Consider the following 14,254-nt stretch of genomic DNA (forward strand, 5'->3'; position numbering starts at 1 on the left):
GCCCGTTTCTAGCGTTCCTCGCCAATCTCCATTCGGCTCACTTTGAGTGTGGTAACGGCGAAGGCCGCGATGAAGGCGGCGGACAGCATGAGAACGATGGTCGGCGCCGGTGCGCTGTCGATGAAGAAGGACAGATAGACGCCGAGAAACGACGCGGCGACCGCGATCGTCACCGACAGGATCAGCATGGCGCTGAACTTCCTTGTCAGCAGGAAAGCGATGGCGCCAGGCGCGATCAGCATGGCGATGGCCATGATGATGCCGACCGCCTTCAGCGCGCCGACGATGGTGAGCGAGATCAGGCAAAGCAGGCCGTAGTGGAGCAGGTTGACCCGAAGACCAACCGCGCGAGCCTGAGCCGGGTCGAAGGCGTGCAGCAGGAAGTCGCGCCACTTGATCCCGATGATGCCGGCCGTGATCGCAGCAATGAGCCCCGTTTCGACGATGTCGCGCAGGCCGATGCCCAGCACGTCGCCGAACAATATGTGGTCGAGATGCACGTCGGACTGGATCTTTACGTAGAGCACCAGGCCGAGGCCGAACATGCCGGAGAAGACGATGCCCATTATCGTGTCCTGCTTGATGCGGCTGTTGTCCTTGAGGAAGCCGGTGGCGAGAGCGCAGACCATCCCGGCGGCGAAGGCGCCGATCGAATAGGGGAATCCGAGGATGTAAGCGATGACCACGCCGGGAAAGACGGCGTGGCTGATGGCGTCGCCCATCAGCGACCAGCCCTTGAGAACGAGGAAGCAGGAGAGCAGCGCAGTCGGCACGGCGACCAGAACCGAAACAATCAGGGCATTGACCATGAAGCCGAACTGAAAGGGGGTAAGCAGCGTATCGAGGATGCTCATAGGCTAGCCTCCAAGCCCCTCGCCGCGCGGCGGCGGGCTGCCAGCATTCCGTGCTTGGGAGCGAAGAAGAAGGCGGCGAGAAAGATCAGCGTCTGCAGGACGACAATGATGCCGCCGGTGGCGCCGTCGAGGAAATAGCTGGCATAGGCGCCGCTGAAACTCGTGGCCGCGCCGATGACAACCGCGATGACGAGCAGGCGCGGAAAGCGGTCCGTCAGAAGATAGGCGGTCGCGCCGGGCGTCACCACCATGCAGATGACGAGGAAGGCGCCGACGGTCTGAAGCGCGGCGACCGTGGAGGCCGATAGCAGCATGAAGAACATGATCTTGAGCGCGCTCGGGTTGAGGCCGATCGAGCGGGCATGGCTCTCGTCGAAGAAGACCACCATCAGATCCTTCCATTTCACCAGCAGGATGGCGAGCGAGACGAAGCCTATGATGGCGAGTTGAAGCGTGTCTTCCGAGGTGATGGCCAGGATGTTGCCGAGCACGATCGTCTGGATATTCACGGAGGTCGGTGACAGCGACACCATGAACAGGCCGAGGCCGAAGAAAGAGGAGAAGATCAGGCCGATGATGGCGTCTTCCTTCAGCTTGGTGCGCTGGTTGAGGAAGAGCATCGCCGCAGCGGCGAGCCCGCCGGAGAAGAAGGCGCCGATCGAGAAGGGAAGGCCCAGCATATAGGCGCCGGCGACGCCTGGCACGATCGAATGCGAGAGCGCGTCGCCGATCAGCGACCAGCCTTTCAGCATCAGATAGCAGGACAGGAAGGCGCAGACACCGCCGACCAAGGCGGACACCCACATGGCATTGAGCATATATTCGTAGCCGAACGGCTCGAGCAGGACACTCATTCGTCCGGTTCCCGCATCTTCTGCTGCATCGCTCCGTTCTCTCCGTAGAAGACCAGCGGTCGCTCGTCGTCGGTGATGACGGCAAGGCGGCGCTTGTCGTCGTCCTGATGCAGTCCGGCGCCGCCCAGCACGAAATGACGCAAGACGCCGCCGAAAGCCTTTTCCAGGTTCGCCTGCGTGAAGGTCTGGCCTGTCGGCCCGTAGGCAAGGACCGTGTTCCGGAGCAGTACGGCACGGTCGCAGAACTCCGGCACGCTACCAAGATTATGCGTCGAGACCAGCATCACCCGGCCTTCGTCCCGGAGCGCGCGCAGCAGTTCGACGATAGCGTCCTCGGTCCTGACGTCTACGCCAGTGAAGGGCTCGTCAAGCAGGATGACGTGCCCGTCCTGCGCCAGCGCCCGAGCTAGAAAGACGCGCTTCTTCTGCCCGCCCGAAAGCTCGCCGATCTGGCGCTTGCGAAAATCGCTCATGCCGACACGTGCAAGCGCAGCGCTAACCGCCTCGCGATCAGCCGCCTTCGGAAGGCGCATCATGCCCATATGGCCGTAGCGACCCATCATGACGACGTCCTCGACCAGTACTGGAAAGTTCCAGTCGACCTCCTCGGCCTGCGGCACATAGGCGACGACGTTCTTCCTCAGTGCGGCCGCGGCCGGCTGTCCGAGAACAAAAATCTCTCCCTTTGCCAGCCGCACGAAGCCCATAATGGCTTTGAACAGCGTCGACTTGCCCGAGCCGTTGACACCGACAAGTGCCGTGATCGTGCCTGTCGGAATTTCAAAGCTTGCATCGCGCAGCGCCGTGTGGCCGTTGCGGTAGGTGACGGTCGCGCCGCGGACGGCGAGGCCGCCTCCCGCATCCTCGAACGCGGGGGCAAAAGGCGGAACGGCTTCGTTCATTGCGACAGCCCTGCGGCGAGGCCTTTCTGAACCGTATCCGAAGTCACACGCAGCAGGTCGATATAGGTTGGCACCGGGCCGTCCGCCTCGCTGAGAGAATCAACGTAGAGCACGCCGCCGTAATGCACCCCCGTCTCGCGCGCGACCTGCCGGGCCGGCTTGTCCGACACGGTGCTTTCGCTGAAGACGGCGACGATCTTGTTTTCCCTGACGGCGTCGATCACCTTGCGAACCTGCTGCGGGGTGCCTTGCTGGTCAGCGTTGATCGGCCACAAATAAAGCTCCTTCAGCTCGAAATCGCGTGCGAGGTAGGAGAAAGCGCCTTCGCTCGATACCAGCCAGCGCCGGTCCTTCGGGATCGAGGCAAGCTTATCGCGGATCGGCGCGACGGCCGCCTCTATCTTTGCCTTGTAGGCTTCTGCATTGGCCTTGTAGGTCTCGGCATGCGCCGGATCGTGCTCGACGAAGGCATCGCGGATGTTGTCGACGTAGATCAGCGCGTTTGTCGGCGACATCCAGGCATGCGGGTTCGGTTTCCCAGTATAGGGTCCCTCGGCGATGCTCATCGGTTGGACGCCCTCGGAGATGATAGCGCCTGGCACGTCGCTGAGATTCTGGAAGAATTTTTCGAACCAGAGTTCGAGGTTGAGCCCGTTCCACAGAATGAGCTGTGCGCCCTGCGCCCGCTGAATGTCGCCCGGCGTCGGCGCGTAATTGTGGATCTCCGCTCCCGGCTTGGTGATCGATTCCACGATTGCTGCGTCGCCCGCCACGTTCTTCGCCATGTCGGCGATAACGGTGAAGGTCGTCACGGCCTTGAACTTTTCCTGCGCTTTCGCTGGGCTTGAAGCAACTGCGGCAGCGAACACTGTAGCCATCAACCCGACGACAACCAATCGCCCGTATCTCTCGATCATCAAAATCTCCTGTCGCGATTTACTCGCATGTCCCGCCGCGCTTGTCGCATATTCTGCAATTGCGACTGATTTGCAAGTAGAAAACGGTTTTGCATCGTGGATTGTACACGGCCGCGCGATGGAGGTCAGCGACAGCGCGGCCCTTGGCGAAGCGGACAACAAGGATTGCGATGCGCAATGTCCGGCATCGATGCGCTGCGGCGCACGTCCGGTTCGACGCCGGGACAAGCAATCAGCTGGCTTTCCCGATGCTTTCGACCAGCCCGGGCAGTTCCGAGAGATCGGCTATCTGGCGGAAGCGAGGCGCGGTGACCGGCGGCTCGACATGTTCCAGCACCCAGGTCAGCTCATGCGGCACGTGGATACCCCAACTGCCGGCCTCGATGGCCGGCACCACGTCCGACTTGAGCGAATTGCCGACCATCATGCTTTTTTCGGCGCCATCACCGTGGCGGCTGAAGATGCTGCTATAAGTAGCGGGGCTCTTGTCGCTGACGATCTCGACGGCATCGAACAGGTCGCCGAGGCCCGATTGCGCCAGCTTGCGTTCCTGATCGAAAAGGTCGCCCTTGGTGATCAGCACCAGGCGATACGCGCCCGCCAGCTTTTCAACGGTTTCGCGCGCATGGGGCAGCGCCTCGATCGGATGGCCAAGCATCTCGCGGCCCGCCGCAAGAATCTCGGCGATGACCGAGGCCGGCGCGCGGCCCTCGGTAATCTCGATTGCCGTTTCGATCATCGATAGGGTAAACCCCTTGATGCCGAAGCCGTAGACGGCGAGGTTGCGCTTCTCCGCCTCCAGCAATCTTGCCGAGATGTGCTCCTCCTCGGCATGATCGGCGAGCAGCGCGGCAAAGCGCTTTTCGGTCATGCGGAAGAACTGCTCGTTCTGCCAGAGCGTGTCGTCGGCATCGAAGCCGATCGTGGTCAATTCATGATTGTTCTGCATTCGATGTCTTCAACCGAGGTCATTGAACTTGCGTCGAACCTAAGCTGCTTGGGGCGGTTTTCAACTGGGCAGGCGAACGCAACCGCGCTCCCCTTCCCTTCCATCGCCGGCCCCGGCTATACTCCCAAATCCGCAACCCAATCTGGTGAATGATGCCGCCTGCAAAAAAGGAAGTCCGTCCGTCGAGCCGCGGAGGACGTATCCGCACGCCTGCCTTCGTGAAAAATCAACGTGGTGTGAAAAACTGGAAGGAAGTCGGCGCCTGGCTGGCATGGCGCGGCATCGAGGATATCGAATGCATCACGCCCGACCAGGCGGGTGTTGCGCGCGGCAAGATGATGCCGTCGAAGAAATTCACCTCCAACACCTCGCTGGCGCTGCCTTCGGCGGTGTTCATGACGACGATCTCCGGCGGCTACCCGGAAGACGGCAACGGCTTCCACTATCCGGAGGACGACGGCGACCTCAAGCTGATGCCGGACCTTTCGACACTGACCGTGGTGCCGTGGGAAGAGGACCCGACGGCGGCGGTCATCTGCGATCTCGTCCACCAGGACGGCCGCTCGGTCGAGTTCACGCCGCGCAACGTGCTGAAGCGTGTGCTTGCCGCTTACGACAAGCGCGGGCTGAAGCCGGTGGTGGCACCCGAGATCGAGTTCTACCTGGTGCGCAAGAATCCCGATCCGGACTACCCGCTGACGCCGCCGGTCGGGCGTTCGGGACGGGCGATCGGCGGTGGCGCCGGCTATTCGATCGCCGGCGTCAACGAGTTCGACGAACTGATCGACGACATCTACCATTTCTCCGAAAGCCAGGGCCTGGAGATCGACACGCTGATCCACGAGGAAGGCGCCGGCCAGCTCGAGATCAATCTGCGCCATGGCGATCCGATCGAACTCGCCGACCAGGTGTTCATGTTCAAGCGCACCATCCGCGAGGCGGCGCTGAAGCATGAGATCTACGCCACCTTCATGGCCAAGCCGATCCAGGGGCAGCCCGGGTCGGCCATGCATATCCACCAGTCGATCATCGACAAGAAGACCGGCAAGAACGTCTTTTCTGCCGAGGACGGCTCGGAAACCGAAGCCTTCTTCCATTTCCTCGGCGGCATGCAGAAACATGTGCCGAACGCGCTGGTAATGTTTGCGCCCTACGTCAATTCCTACCGCCGGCTGACGCAGTCGGCTTCCGCGCCGGTCAACAACAAATGGGGCTACGACAATCGCACCACCGCCTTCCGCGTCCCGCGCTCCGACCCGGCAGCCAGGCGCGTCGAGAACCGCATCCCCTCATCCGACGCCAATCCCTATCTGGCGCTGGCCGCATCGCTCGCCTGCGGGCTGATCGGCATGACCAACAAGATCAAGGCCGAACCGCCGGTTCTCACCACCGCCAACGAGGCAGAGATCGACCTGCCGCGCAGCCTGCTCGAAGCCGTCGACCTGTTCGAAGCCGACGAGGAACTCTGCGCGCTGCTCGGCAAGTCGTTTGCCGCAACCTATGCGGCGATCAAGCGGGCGGAATTCGAGACCTTCATGGAAGTGATCAGCCCGTGGGAGCGGGAGTATCTGTTGTTGAATGTGTAGGAGGGGAGTAGGGGAGTAGGGGAGTAGGGCGAATGGCTGAGAAAACGGGTTCTTACAAGGACTTAATAGTCTGGCAGCAGGCAATGGACCTTGCGGTGGCTGTGTACGGCGCGACGAAATCCTGGCCGAAGGAGGAGCTTTATGGACTGACCAGCCAAGTGCGGCGCGCGGCAAGCTCGGTGCCGGCGAACATAGCGGAAGGCTATGGCAGAGAGGTCAGGGGTTCCTATCAGCAATTCCTCCGTATCGCTCAAGGGTCACTGAAGGAACTGGAAACTCAGCTTCTGATCGCTGAGCGTACCGGCATCACGCCGAATGCCACCGCGGCGCCATTGTTGGCGAGCACCGAAAGTGCAGGAAAGCTTCTTCGACTTCTAATCCGCAAACTTTCAGCCGACTAGCATCTCCCCTCCCCTATTCCCCTATTCCCTTACTCCCCTACTCCCCTATTCCCCTACTTGAGCATCATGCCCTACCAATCCCCAATCTCCCCCGGCCGCTCCTGGTATGAGGACACGGCCGGGCCGCGGCCCGAATATCCGGCGCTCGACGGCGACCGGACATGCGACGTCGTGATCGTCGGCGGCGGCTTTACCGGCCTGTCGGCGGCGGCACACCTCGCCAAGGCCGGCAGCAATGTCGTGCTGATCGAAGCGCATCGTTTCGGCGACGGCGCATCGGGCCGCAATGGCGGCCAACTCGGCACCGGCCAGCGCGCCTGGGCCGAGGAACTGGAGGCGGAATACGGCTTTTCCCGTGCCAAGGCGCTGTTCGACCTCGCCGAAGAGGCCAAGGCGCATCTCCTCGAGTTCGCCGCCGCCAACAAGATCGAGATCGACTACATGCCCGGCCAGATGTCGGTGGCGCACAAGCAGCGCTATGTCGACGATTACAAGGCACATGCCGAGATCATGGCGAACCGCTTCGGCTACCCGCACATCACCTTCATGGACGCCAAGGAGACGGCGGAGCGGCTGGGCTCGGCGCGCTACTTCGGCGGCACCCGCGACACCGGCACCGGGCACATCCATCCGCTGAAGCTGGTGATCGGCACGGCAAAGGTGGCGGCGCAGTCGGGCGCGCAGCTGTTCGAGCAGACGCCGGCAATCGACATCGCATCGCTTGGCGGCAAGGTCAGAGTTACGACGCCGAAGGGCACGATATCAGCCGAGAAATGTCTGATCGGCGTCAACGCTCATGGCGGCACGCTCGAGCCGATCAGCGCCGCGCACATCATGCCGATCGGCTCCTTCATCGGCGCGACGGTGCCGCTGGGGGCTGACACAAACGTGCTGCCGGGCGGTGAGGCGGTCGATGATTCCCGCTTCGTCGTGCGCTACTTCCGCAAATCGACGGATGGGCGGCTGCTGTTCGGCGGGCGCGAGATCTATGCCGTCAACGATCCGAAAGACATCCATGTCCACATCCGCCGGCAGATCGCCGAGCTTTACCCAGCACTGAAGGACATCGAGATCACCCATGGCTGGGGCGGTTATGTCGGCATCACGATGCCGAGAAAACCCTTCGTGCGCGAGGTGATGCCCAATGTGATCTCGGTCGGCGGCTACTCTGGCCACGGCGTCATGCTGTCGAACTTTTTCGGCAAGCTCTATGCCGAAACCGTTGCCGGCAACCGGGACCGGCTGAGGCTGATCGAGGACCTGAAAATCCCGTCCTTTCCCGGTGGCCGGCGCTTCCGCGCGCCTCTGCTGTTTCTTGCGCTCAACTGGTATGCCTTAAGAGACCGTATCTAACCATAGGTTGCAAAATCCCTTGCAAGTTGCAGAATCTCTCGCAAAGGTGCAGAATCCGCCCGGCAAGGGCGCAGTGATGCCACAATCGCTGGCAAAGGATGCGGGCTCAGGGCAGTTGAATAGGGAGTTTGCGGGCCTGCCCGCGTTGGTTTGGGACCGATGCCGACCAATTGCCGGTTTTCCCTGCATAGGTCGTAAGAACGTCGGCCCGCAAATGGAGGTTGTAAGAGTGAGAGAGCCCTTCAGTTTCGGCGCGCCGGAACGACGGCGCTTTGCGGTGCAGTTTGGCTACGACATGCAGCCCAGGTTCTGGCGGCAAATCCGGTCGAACCTGCATCTGGTCATCGCCGCGTTTGGCACAGCAGCGCTGCTTAGCGTGGCAGCGGTGGCGCTATGGCTGGCATTGCCGGCCGACGAGAGCCAAGCGGTCGCGAGTCCCGAGCAGATCGTTTCAAGCATTGCGGTAAAAACAACAAGGATCGTGCCGGCCGCGGCCGCGAGGGTCGCCGCGGCGCAGCAGGCTGCGAGCAAGACCGATGCGATTTCGCCGGCGGTGGTTGCAGCGAAGGCCGAGATAGCGGCGCTGGCGCCCAATGATCCTCGCTGGACAGGATCGGGACCGAAGACCACACCCGGCCAGATGGCAGGCAAGGCTGAAAAAACGGTAGACAAGCCGCCCGCTGCGGCGGCTCTCGCCGATCCGGCAGCGAAAACCAAAGTGGCAGCATTGCTTGCCAAAGTCGCTGCTCCCAACAAGACGGCGACGGACGGTGCGCCAACCGCCGCCATCCCCACCCCGAAGCCGCTGCCGGCCGCGACACAGAAGGATGGCACCCAGGCCAAAGTCGAGGCCAAGCAAGCAAGCGCGGCAGACACCGGACGCATCCTCAGGGGCGTCACCATGCGCACCGGTCCGAAGAACAGTGCGGCCGCCATCGTCACCATTCCCGCCAAGACCTCGGTTCAGGTGATGGGCTGCAAGAAATGGTGCCAGATCGTCTACAACGGCAAACGCGGCTGGATCTACAAGAGCTTCGTCAAGACCGGCGCCTAATGCATGTCGCGCAAAAGCATGCCCTCGGGCTTGAAGGTGCGCAGCGGTTTTGCGACAACGACCTGCGTAAAAACAAGAACCTAAAACGCGTCGCATGAGTCCATTCAAAGGCGACGCGCTTTAGGGGCCGGTCAGCCCATCCTTTGACGTTGCCCACGGCTCATTTGGCTGCCGCAATCAGCCGCCGGGGTGCGAAGAGCGATCAAGTCAACTTGAACCCGACAGCGCCGGACGGCTCAGATACACCGTCCACCGTCGACTTCCAGCGCCACGCCAGTGATGAAGGCCGCCTCGTCCGAAGCCAGCCAGAGCGCCGCGTTGGCTATGTCGAGCGGCGTCGAAAGCCGGCCAAGCGGGATCGACGCACGGAATTTCTCGCGGATTTCGGGTGTGTCGGCGCCCATGAATTTTTCCAGCATGCCGGTCTCGCCGGCGACCGGGCAGAGGCAGTTGACGCGGATGTTCTTCGGCGCGAGTTCCACCGCCATGGATTTGGTCGCGGTGATCGCCCAGCCCTTCGACGCATTGTACCAGGTGAGGCCGGGCCGCGGCCTGATGCCGGCGGTCGAAGCCGTGGTCAGGATAACGCCGCCGCCTTGCCTATCCATGACCGGCACAACCGCCAGAGCGGCGTGGTAGATCGCCTTCATGTTGACGGCCGTGATCAGGTCGAAGGTCGTCTCGTCGACCTCGAGCATATCGCTGTTGCGATGGGTGTAGCCGGCATTGTTGACCATGATGTCGATGCGGCCGAAGGCGCTCCTTGCGGCATCGACCATCTCATCGAACTCGGAACGCAACGAGACGTCGGTCTGGGTCCAGATCGCCGCCCGGCCGATTTCGTTGGCGACGCGTTCGGCGCCCCTGGCGTTGAGGTCGGCAACAACGACGCTCGCGCCCTCTTCGGCAAAGCGCTTGGCCATGCCCTCGCCGAAGCCCGACGCGGCACCGGTGATAATGGCAACTTTGTTTTTCAGGCGCATGGCTTTCTCACCCATGATTGAAGACGATCGCTCGGGCAGCCGCCGGCAATGGCCGCCGAAAGATCAATATAGCCTCGATTTCTCCTTTGGCTTTCACCTCGATCCCGCTCTATGCTGCAATTGCGAAGGCCTCCCGGAACACCTCACCGACAAGCCGCCGGGTTGCGCCAGTGTCAAGGGCACACCTCGGGACCAATCGGTAAAACCCGATTGGCCTTGGGGTGTGGCGTCGTGGCACTGGAAAATCTAAATCGATTAGATTATATCGACCGCGTCACAGCGACCGGCGTCAAAGCGGACAGACCATGACCAGCCAGATCATTCCCGTCGACCCTTTCGACTTCATCATTTTCGGCGGCACCGGCGATCTTTCGGAACGCAAGCTTTTGCCGTCGCTGTATCACCGCCAGCGCGGCCATCAGTTTTCCGAACCGACGCGCATCATCGGCACCTCGCGCTCGAAGATGAGCGACGAGGAATTCCAGGCTTTCGCCAGGCAAGCGATTTCCGACCATGTGAAGCCGGCCGATATCGACGCCACGGAGCTGAAGACGTTTCTTGGCCGGCTTTCCTATGTCTCGGCCGACGCGACGACCGGCTCGGGCTTCGACAAATTGAAGAAGGCGATCGGCGACAGCGAATGCATCCGCGCCTTCTACCTGGCGGTGGCGCCGGCGCTGTTCGGCGAAATCTCGCACAAGCTGAAAGAGAACGGGCTGATCACGCCGAACTCGCGCATCGTACTGGAGAAGCCGATCGGGCGCGATCTCGCCTCGGCGCGCGAGCTCAACGATCTGGTCGGCGACGATTTCCATGAAAGCCAGATTTTCCGCATCGATCACTATCTCGGCAAGGAGACGGTGCAGAACCTGATGGCGCTGCGCTTTGCCAATGCGCTCTACGAGCCGCTGTGGAATTCGGCCAATGTCGACCATGTGCAGATCACCGTGGCTGAGACCGTGGGCCTCGAAGACCGCGTCACCTACTACGACAAGGCCGGTGCGCTGCGCGACATGGTGCAGAACCACATGCTGCAGCTTCTCTGCCTCGTCGCCATGGAGGCGCCGTCGTCGATGGACGCCGATGCCGTGCGCGACGAAAAGCTAAAGGTGTTGCGCGGGCTGAAACGCATCAACGGCAACGAAGCGCCCAAGCACACGGTACGCGGCCAGTACCGTGCCGGGGCCTCGGCCGGCGGGCCAGTGAAAGGTTATGTCGAGGAGCTCGGCAAGAACAGCAACACCGAGACCTTCGTTGCGCTCAAGGCCGAAATCGGCAACTGGCGCTGGGCGGGCGTGCCGTTCTACCTCAGGACGGGCAAACGGCTGGCGACACGCGTTTCGGAGATCGTCATCGAATTCAAGCCGATCCCGCATTCGATCTTTGGCGACAGCGCTGGGCCGATCTCGGCAAACCAGCTGGTCATCAGGCTGCAGCCCGACGAAGGCGTCAAGCAGTTCATCATGATCAAGGATCCGGGGCCTGGCGGCATGCGGCTGCGCCAGATCCCGCTCGACATGAGCTTCGCGCAATCCTTCGACGGCCGCGCGCCCGACGCCTATGAACGACTGATCATGGACGTCATCCGTGGCAACCAGACACTGTTCATGCGCCGCGACGAGGTCGAGGCAGCGTGGAAGTGGATCGACCCGATCCAGGACGCATGGGAAAGCGCCAGGCAGGAGGCGCAGGGCTATACGGCCGGCACATGGGGCCCCTCGGCTTCGATTGCGCTTATCGAACGCGACGGGCGGACATGGCACGAGAGCAATTGAACAGCGCCGCCTATAGCTGGCACGCGTTTGCCGAACGCCAGGACCTGGCGGCAGCACTTGCCGGCCACGTCGCAGGCCGCCTGACCAATGCAATCGCTGAGCGCGGCACGGCATTGCTCGCCGTTTCCGGCGGCACGACGCCGGCGAAATTTTTTGCATCGCTTTCGAGTATCCCGATCGCCTGGAACAAGGTCACGGTGACGCTGGTCGACGAGCGTTGCGTGCCGGCCTCCTCTCCGCGCTCCAACGCCGGGCTGGTCGCTGCCAATCTTTTGCAAAACGCCGCCGCAGCCGCACGTTTCGTGCCGCTCTATCAGGAGGCAGCAAGCACCGGCGATACGTTGGTGGCCGACAGCAGGATGTTGCGGTCGCTGCCCTGGCCGCTCGATGTGGTCGTGCTTGGCATGGGAGCCGATGGCCATACCGCATCGTTTTTTCCGGATGCCGGCAATCTGGAAAAACTGCTCGACCCGTTCTCGGAAAGGGTTGTGCTCCCGGTTCACGCAGCAAGCGCCGGCGAGCCGCGCCTGACGCTGTCGCTGGCGCGGATCGTCAGGGCCGGCTTCCTCGCACTGCACATCGAAGGTGAAGACAAGCGCAAGGCATTCGAGAGCGCGATGGCATCGGAAACGCGAAAACCCATTCGTGCCGTGCTCGACGCAGCCGAGAGGCCCGTAGAGGTTTTCTGGGCACCCTGATTTCAACTTGCCGAGGGTCCCGGCAGATAGCCGGACGGCGTTTGCGGGACCTCGCCTGAAAGGATCGACGCCATGACCGCGAGACGCGACATCGAAGCCATCACCGAGCGCATCCGCCAACGCTCCAGACCAGGGCGCGAGACCTACCTCGGCCGCATCGCCGAGGCCTCGAACCGCACCGCCAACCGGGCCGTGCTTTCCTGCGGCAATCTCGCCCATGGCTTTGCCGTCTGCAGCCCTTCGGAGAAGGTGGCGCTGGGCGGCGATCGGGTGCCGAACCTTGGCATCATCACCTCCTATAACGACATGCTGTCGGCACATCAGCCTTTCGAGACATTTCCGGCGCTGATCAAGGACGCGGCGCGCGAGGCCGGCGGCATTGCCCAGGTCGCCGGCGGCGTGCCGGCTATGTGCGACGGCGTCACGCAAGGCCAGCCCGGCATGGAGCTGTCGCTGTTCTCGCGCGATGTGATCGCCATGGCCGCGGCGATCGGCCTATCGCACAACATGTTCGACGCGGCCGTCTATCTCGGCGTCTGCGACAAGATCGTGCCGGGGCTGGTGATCGCGGCGCTGACCTTCGGCCATCTGCCAGCGGTGTTCGTCCCGGCCGGGCCGATGACGACGGGTCTGCCCAACGACGAGAAGGCCAAGGTCCGCCAGCTCTATGCCGAAGGCAAGGCGGGAAGGGCCGAACTGCTCGAGGCCGAATCCAAATCCTATCACGGACCGGGGACCTGCACCTTCTACGGCACGGCGAACTCCAACCAGATGCTGATGGAGATCATGGGCCTGCACACGCCGGGCGCCTCCTTCGTCAACCCCGGCACGCCGCTGCGCGACGCGCTGACCCGGGAGGCGACGAAGCGGGCGCTGGCGATCACCGCGCTCGGCAACGCCTACACGCCGGTCGGCCGGATGATCGACGAGCGCTCGATCGTCAACGGCATCGTCGGCCTGCATGCCACCGGCGGATCGACCAACCACACCATCCATCTGATCGCCATGGCGGCCGCAGCCGGCATCGCCATCACCTGGCAGGATATTTCGGACCTTTCGGAAGCCGTGCCGCTGCTGGCGCGGGTCTATCCGAACGGCCTTGCCGACGTGAACCATTTCCACGCGGCCGGCGGTCTCGGCTTCCTGATCCGCGAACTGCTTGACGAGGGCATCCTGCACGAGGACGTCCAGACGGTCTGGGGCGAAGGGCTGCGGCCTTATGCAGTCGAGGCCAGGCTGGGCGCCGATGGCGGCGTGGTGCGCGAGGCCTCGCCCCGCGAAAGCGGCGACGAGAAGGTTCTGGCGCCGTTCAAGAAGGCGTTCCAGCCGACCGGCGGGCTAAAAATGCTTTCCGGCAATCTCGGCCACGCCGTCATCAAGACATCGGCGGTGAAACCGGAGCGACGTGTCATCGAGGCGCCGGCCAAGGTTTTCGACAGCCAGCAAGGGCTCAACGAGGCGTTCAAGGCCGGCACATTGATCGGCGATTTCATCGCCGTCATTCGCTTCCAGGGGCCGAAAGCCAACGGCATGCCGGAGCTGCACAAGCTGACCACCGTGCTCGGCGTGCTGCAGGATCGCGGCCAGCATGTGGCGCTGGTCACCGACGGGCGCATGTCGGGCGCCAGCGGCAAGGTGCCGGCGGCGATCCATGTGACGCCGGAGGCAGTCGAGGACGGGCCGATCGCCAGGATCCATGACGGCGACATCATCAGGCTCGACGCCGACGCCGGAACGCTGGAAGTTTTGGTGCCCGCCGGCGATTTCGCGCTGCGGCGAGCGGCGGACAGCGATCTTGTCGCCAATGAATTCGGCTTCGGCCGCGAGCTTTTCGCCGGGTTCCGGCAAATGGTTGGGCGTGCCGACCACGGCGCCAGCGCCTTCGGAAACAACGTGGCGGAATTTGCGCTGCAGTGAAAAAGGGCGGC

Annotated in this window: 13 protein-coding genes; 7 read left to right on the forward strand and 6 right to left on the reverse strand. The window is 62.7% G+C overall.

Annotation, left to right across the window (positions count from 1 at the left end; genetic code table 11):
- Nucleotides 1–8: 8 nt before the first annotated feature.
- The 5 genes from AC0L14_RS24185 to AC0L14_RS24205 all read right to left on the reverse strand — a co-directional run bounded on the left by AC0L14_RS24185 (nucleotide 9) and on the right by AC0L14_RS24205 (nucleotide 4,476).
- Nucleotides 9–854, reverse strand: a complete 846-nt coding sequence (locus AC0L14_RS24185; protein ID WP_473528119.1) for a metal ABC transporter permease — start codon at nucleotides 852–854, stop codon at nucleotides 9–11.
- The gene (gene sitC / locus AC0L14_RS24190) at nucleotides 851–1,708 is read right to left on the reverse strand and encodes an iron/manganese ABC transporter permease subunit SitC (RefSeq protein WP_473528120.1); all 858 of its coding nucleotides are present in this window, start codon (nucleotides 1,706–1,708) and stop codon (nucleotides 851–853) included. The genes AC0L14_RS24185 and sitC overlap by 4 nt, the downstream gene beginning before the upstream one ends.
- Complete coding sequence (locus AC0L14_RS24195; RefSeq protein WP_473750943.1) at nucleotides 1,705–2,610, reverse strand: manganese/iron ABC transporter ATP-binding protein; 906 nt, start codon at nucleotides 2,608–2,610, stop codon at nucleotides 1,705–1,707. Before AC0L14_RS24195 ends, sitC begins: the two co-directional genes overlap by 4 nt.
- The gene (locus AC0L14_RS24200) at nucleotides 2,607–3,527 is read right to left on the reverse strand and encodes a metal ABC transporter substrate-binding protein (RefSeq protein WP_473528122.1); all 921 of its coding nucleotides are present in this window, start codon (nucleotides 3,525–3,527) and stop codon (nucleotides 2,607–2,609) included. The genes AC0L14_RS24195 and AC0L14_RS24200 overlap by 4 nt, the downstream gene beginning before the upstream one ends.
- A gap of 232 nt (nucleotides 3,528–3,759) precedes the next feature.
- Entirely contained in the window at nucleotides 3,760–4,476 is a 717-nt protein-coding gene (locus AC0L14_RS24205) for an HAD family hydrolase (protein WP_473528123.1), read from the reverse strand.
- 149 nt (nucleotides 4,477–4,625) lie between these two features.
- Here AC0L14_RS24205 and AC0L14_RS24210 point away from each other — a divergent pair, with 149 nt between their 5' ends.
- The 4 genes from AC0L14_RS24210 to AC0L14_RS24225 all read left to right on the forward strand — a co-directional run bounded on the left by AC0L14_RS24210 (nucleotide 4,626) and on the right by AC0L14_RS24225 (nucleotide 8,870).
- Nucleotides 4,626–6,062: a glutamine synthetase family protein gene (locus AC0L14_RS24210; protein WP_165848439.1), complete on the forward strand. Its 1,437-nt coding sequence runs from the start codon at nucleotides 4,626–4,628 to the stop codon at nucleotides 6,060–6,062.
- Between the two features lie 32 nt (nucleotides 6,063–6,094).
- Nucleotides 6,095–6,463, forward strand: a complete 369-nt coding sequence (locus tag AC0L14_RS24215) for a four helix bundle protein (RefSeq protein WP_473528124.1) — start codon at nucleotides 6,095–6,097, stop codon at nucleotides 6,461–6,463.
- Nucleotides 6,464–6,529: 66 nt separating this feature from the next.
- Nucleotides 6,530–7,816, forward strand: a complete 1,287-nt coding sequence (locus AC0L14_RS24220; protein ID WP_473528125.1) for an NAD(P)/FAD-dependent oxidoreductase — start codon at nucleotides 6,530–6,532, stop codon at nucleotides 7,814–7,816.
- Nucleotides 7,817–8,045: 229 nt separating this feature from the next.
- A complete protein-coding gene (locus AC0L14_RS24225) occupies nucleotides 8,046–8,870 on the forward strand; it encodes an SH3 domain-containing protein (protein WP_473750944.1) in 825 nt (274 codons plus the stop codon).
- Between the two features lie 236 nt (nucleotides 8,871–9,106).
- Here the strand turns inward: AC0L14_RS24225 and AC0L14_RS24230 are convergent, their stop codons facing one another.
- The gene (locus AC0L14_RS24230) at nucleotides 9,107–9,853 is read right to left on the reverse strand and encodes an SDR family oxidoreductase (RefSeq protein ID WP_473750945.1); all 747 of its coding nucleotides are present in this window, start codon (nucleotides 9,851–9,853) and stop codon (nucleotides 9,107–9,109) included.
- A 305-nt stretch (nucleotides 9,854–10,158) separates the two neighbouring features.
- Between AC0L14_RS24230 and zwf the strand changes: the two genes are divergently transcribed.
- From zwf to edd, 3 genes are all read left to right on the forward strand, one after another.
- Nucleotides 10,159–11,628 (forward strand): glucose-6-phosphate dehydrogenase, encoded by a 1,470-nt coding sequence (zwf, locus tag AC0L14_RS24235; protein ID WP_473750946.1) that lies wholly within the window; start codon nucleotides 10,159–10,161, stop codon nucleotides 11,626–11,628.
- A complete protein-coding gene (gene pgl / locus AC0L14_RS24240) occupies nucleotides 11,610–12,326 on the forward strand; it encodes a 6-phosphogluconolactonase (RefSeq protein WP_473750947.1) in 717 nt (238 codons plus the stop codon). The genes zwf and pgl overlap by 19 nt, the downstream gene beginning before the upstream one ends.
- A 72-nt stretch (nucleotides 12,327–12,398) precedes the next feature.
- Nucleotides 12,399–14,243, forward strand: coding sequence for a phosphogluconate dehydratase (gene edd / locus AC0L14_RS24245; protein ID WP_473750948.1), 1,845 nt, complete (start codon nucleotides 12,399–12,401; stop codon nucleotides 14,241–14,243).
- Nucleotides 14,244–14,254: the final 11 nt, after the last annotated feature.

The sequence above is a fragment of the Mesorhizobium sp. WSM4841 genome (assembly GCF_055811515.1).